At 46.3% G+C, this 4,408-nt stretch carries 3 protein-coding genes; all 3 read right to left on the reverse strand.

Annotated features, from left to right (window positions below; genetic code table 11):
- On the reverse strand, positions 1 to 1,997 hold a 1,997-nt coding region (locus tag PHU20_RS18650; RefSeq protein ID WP_274826929.1), incomplete at its 3' end, for a beta strand repeat-containing protein.
- Positions 1,998 to 2,385: 388 nt separating this feature from the next.
- Positions 2,386 to 3,537 carry a T9SS type B sorting domain-containing protein gene (locus PHU20_RS18655; RefSeq protein WP_274826930.1) on the reverse strand — a complete coding sequence of 384 codons (1,152 nt, stop codon included), beginning with the start codon at positions 3,535 to 3,537 and terminating at the stop codon, positions 2,386 to 2,388.
- Between the two features lies 1 nt (position 3,538).
- The coding region (locus PHU20_RS18660; RefSeq protein ID WP_274826931.1) for a bZIP transcription factor at positions 3,539 to 4,408 on the reverse strand (870 nt) is incomplete at its 5' end.

Raw genomic sequence — 4,408 nt, forward strand, 5'->3', positions numbered from 1 at the left:
TTTGCAATGTCGGTGTCGTTGGAAGTTATTGCAGTTGTGTTGGCAGCGATATCGGAATCATTTGCGGCAATCTCACTTGCATTTGTTGTAATATTTGTTGCATTGACGGCAATCCCTGAAATATCCTGATCTCCGGTATTCACTCCAGAGGTGTTGGCGATGATGTCCGCCTGTTCGGTGGTAATGCCGGTTTTGGCGGTGTTGAGTGCAATGGCATCGTTTTGGGTAAGTTGCTCGGCTTCCAAGGCATCGATGTCCGTGGCATTGGCTGCAATGTCAGTATCGTTGGAAGTTATTGCAGTTGCATTCGCACTGATTCCAGCAACATTGGTCGCAATATTTGCAGCATTGACTGCAATCCCAGAAATATCCTGATCTCCGGTATTCACTCCAGAAGTGTTGGCGATGATGTCAGCCTGTTCGGTAGTGATGCCGGTCTTGGCGGTGTTCAAGGCGATGGCATCGTTTTGTATAAGTTGTTCGGCTTCCAAGGTATCGATGTCCGTGGTGTTATTTGCAATGTCGGTATCGTTTGCAGTTATCGCAGCGGTATTGGCACTGATTCCAGCAACATTGGTTGCAATATTCGTTGCGTTTACGGCGATTCCCGAAATATCCTGATCTCCGGTATTCACTCCTGAGGTGTTGGCGATAATGTCCGCCTGTTCGGTGGTGATACCGGTCTTGGCGGTGTTGAGTGCAATGGCGTCGTTCTGGGTAATTTGTTCCGCTTCCAAGGCATCGATGTCAGAGGCATTGTTTGCAATGTCGGTATCGTTGGAAGTTATTGCAGCGGTGTTGGTAGCAATATCGGAATCATTAGCAGCAATCGCACTTGCATTCGCACTGATTCCAGTAACATTGGTTGTAATATTGGTCGCATTGACGGCAATCCCTGAAATGTCCTGGTCACCGGTGTTGATTCCGGAGGTATTGGCGATGATGTCCGCCTGTTCTGTGGTGATGCCTGTTTTGGCGGTGTTGATTGCAATCGCATTGTTTTGTGTAAGTTGTTCCGCTTCCAAGGCGTCAATGTCCGTGGCATTGGTAGCAATGTCGGTGTCGTTGGAAGTTATCGCAGCGGCGTTGGTTGCGATATCGGAATCATTAGCAGCAATCGCACTTGTGTTCGCACTGATTCCAGCAACATTGGTTGCAATATTGGTCGCATTGACTGCAATCCCTGAAATATCCTGATCTCCGGTGTTGATTCCGGAAGTATTGGCGATAATGTCCGCCTGTTCGGTGGTGATCCCGGTCTTGGCGGTGTTGAGTGCGATGGCATCGTTCTGTGTGATTTGCTCGGCTTCCAAAGCGTCGATGTCCGTGGCATTGGTAGCGATACCCGAAATATCAATGGTAGTGGCATCGGGATCATCACTTAAAGAAATGATTCCCCCTGCATATTGTAAATCCTGTATTTCATTCCCCGCGTCCGCATCGGCATCATCCACATTTAAGTTAACCGTATTTCCCCCATCAATACCGATATTTCCCGAAGTACCATCGGTGGTCAAGTTCAAATCGCCCGTATTCGCGGTACTAAAAGTGGTTTTTTCCCCATTTTCATTGGTGTAGGTGTAGGTTCCGTCCAAATTGTTCACCAAGGAAGTAGTCGTTTCCTCAGCACCATAGAAGGTTGTAAGTGTCCCACTTGTACTGCTAAAGGTATAGGTACCGTCCCCATTTTCGGTAACTATACTGCTGTCCGTAGACCTGGCCGTTCCCGTATTCTCGCAAAGGTTGTTCCATTGGCTGCCATCAAAATAATGAATGCATTCGGTGTCGGTGTTATAGACTATGGCCCCGTTCAAAGGAGTAATGCCTTGCATTTGGACCGTGGTAAGCCGCGTCAATACAAAGGCCTTATCCGTACTCTCGAGCTCCACGATAGACGACGGATCGATGATACTGGGGTTTTCCCCTATCTTAACTTGGCCCAGTGCAAACTGTGCACCAAAAAGCAGTAGTAGAAGGGAAATTTTCTTAAAGTTCATTACGGTGGTTATTTAGGGGTACTGTTAATAGGACGAAAATAGCCCTAAGGCCAACAATGCAATAATTATTGTTGTGAGTGTGTTCAAAAATGTTGTGAAGCTTCGGTGGTTATTGATTTTATCGATAAAAGACACCGTTCATCTTTATCCATGGTAAAATCATAAAAAACCGATAATCAACGGTTTATGTGGTACGGGGTGGTAGTAAGGCATCTCATTCATGGGAAGCGTCGTAATTCCTTCGTTTTCAAGGAAAAAACCTACAAATTGCCTACTGGGTAGCCTTGCAAGTGGGACGGACTTGTTTTTGGTCGCTTTTTTATATGCCGTTGCAGCGATTCGGTAGGGGTGAAGGGATACGATTCGATTAATCGATATGCATCGATTTTTAACGGGTTAAGTACAAAAAACCCTGGAAATCCAATCCCAGGTCATCCATCGAAACAATATAGAAATAAACGTCTGCGGGAAGGCCTTGGCCCCGGTCGATGACAAAATTATTGACGTTGGAGTAGCCCCTGAATTGATCGGTGTAATTTTCCTGCTCAAAGACCAAGGAGCCAAAACGGTTATAGATCTTAAGGTGGTTGTTGGGTGAAAGTTCCGACAATTCGGGAATGATCAGCGCATCGTTGATACCGTCCCCATTGGCGGAAACGAAATAATTTTCAAGATCCAGGAAGTCCCCGGGTACATCCAAGGTGCCAAAGGTGATGGCCTCATAGTCCTCGGGAACAAAACTGTCCGAAACGGCAAAACCGTTGGTCAGGTCGCCCAAGGCCCCGGTAGGGCCCAAAGGCACCCATTGGTCGGTGGCCTTGCTCCAACCCACTACCCTTAGGGTGCTGACATCATCGGTAAGGGCGGCGATATTGGTACGCTCGTTCCAGCTGATCTGTACGGTCGAAGGCACACTCCCTTCCAACCTCCAGAATTCGGTACCACAGACCCCTCCCAAGTCGCTCGATTTTATGGCGGTGTTAAAACTGCCGCTGATCGAGGACGGATTGGTGGGGTTCTCAAAAAAATAGGCGCATTTGGCCAAGGGGTTCCCACTTTGGGAGTTGAGGATCAAGGAGCGCAATTGCACCCCATCCCCGATCGGGAAGGTAAACGAACTTTGTCCGGTAACGGCGGCATACCCATCTACATGCGAAATATCGCCATCGCCCACATAAAAGGCATCCGCCAAAAAATTATAATAGGTGTCGGACTGGTTTTTGGCCGTAAGGAAGTCCCCGACGATAAAATTGGTATTGTTCAAATTGTTGATGCCCGTTTGCAATACCACCCCGGTGGCATTGGCGATCTCCATATCGTAAAAGGTAGGGGCAAAGGCCCCTAAAACAGTAACCGGGGCCTCGCCGTAAAACCCGGCCAACCCCACATTTTCATCAAAGGCGGCATCGTTGATCAGATCGGTATGAAAACCCAGTTGCCCTTGGTCATGGATCCGGATGTTGCCACTATTGTATAGGGCGGTCTGGGCATGGACCAACATGCCGAACAGGAAAAACGCGATGTAAAAAAAGGTCTTCATATCACTGGTTACCGGCTTGGTTTTGTAATAATTGCTTGATCAGGGCGATATCGCCTTTTAAGGCTTCCAACTCCTGGGTAAGGGTTTGGTTCTCTTTTTGCAATTGATCGATCTTCTTTTCCTGTGCTATGGTATGCAGGAAGAGCTCTTCGATTTTTTCGAGGTTGATACGTGAGGCTTCACCAAGATTCCAAAAACCTTGTTCTTTGATCTCTTTGGCCGATTTAACGCCTGGTAAATGGTGTTTCTTTTTTATATATCTCTCAATTTCAGGAAGGCTATTGAAGGTGTACTCTTTATTTAAGATTGAAGTTCCTAAATAATATTTTTGGAAGACGTAGTCTGGGGTTAACATTGCGCCATTTGAATAAATGTCATCTCCTCTAATGTCTCCTTCAACATGTAATCTTGCATCTATTGAGTTTACATCAAAATTTGGGCCGATTCCCACATTTTGGGAAGCGTTGATTCGGATGGCTTCACTACCTCCTGTTGTGAAACCTAATTGATCTTCTGCTATACGATACATGCCAGTATTGGTGTCATTATTTGTATAAAAACCATATCCTGGGTTTCCAGATGAACCTTCTGTTGAAGCATAACCATTTCTTGCCCTAATTTGACCGTCAACATCAAGTTTGTCTTGAGGACTGGAAATTCCAATTCCAACATTTCCGTTTGTACCCAGAAAAGTTACATCACTATTAGTAATATCAAAATTTAGGTCAAATTCATCTAGATCATACGTTCTATTGGTGGTCTGAGTTAGATTTGAAGTTGCAAGGTTATTTCCTGAGGGAATCGTGACGGTGTTCCCACCTGTCCCTGAAATGGAAAGTTGGTCACCTGAGACGGAAAGGGTCTGGATTTC

Source organism: Maribacter polysaccharolyticus, assembly GCF_028882255.1.
Taxonomy (GTDB): Bacteria; Bacteroidota; Bacteroidia; order Flavobacteriales; family Flavobacteriaceae; genus Maribacter_A; species Maribacter_A polysaccharolyticus.

Excerpts from the sequence above, each read along its gene's own strand:
- PHU20_RS18655 (WP_274826930.1), bottom strand. The coding sequence starts at position 3,537 with ATGAAGACCTTTTTTTACATCGCGTTTTTCCTGTTCGGCATGTTGGTC.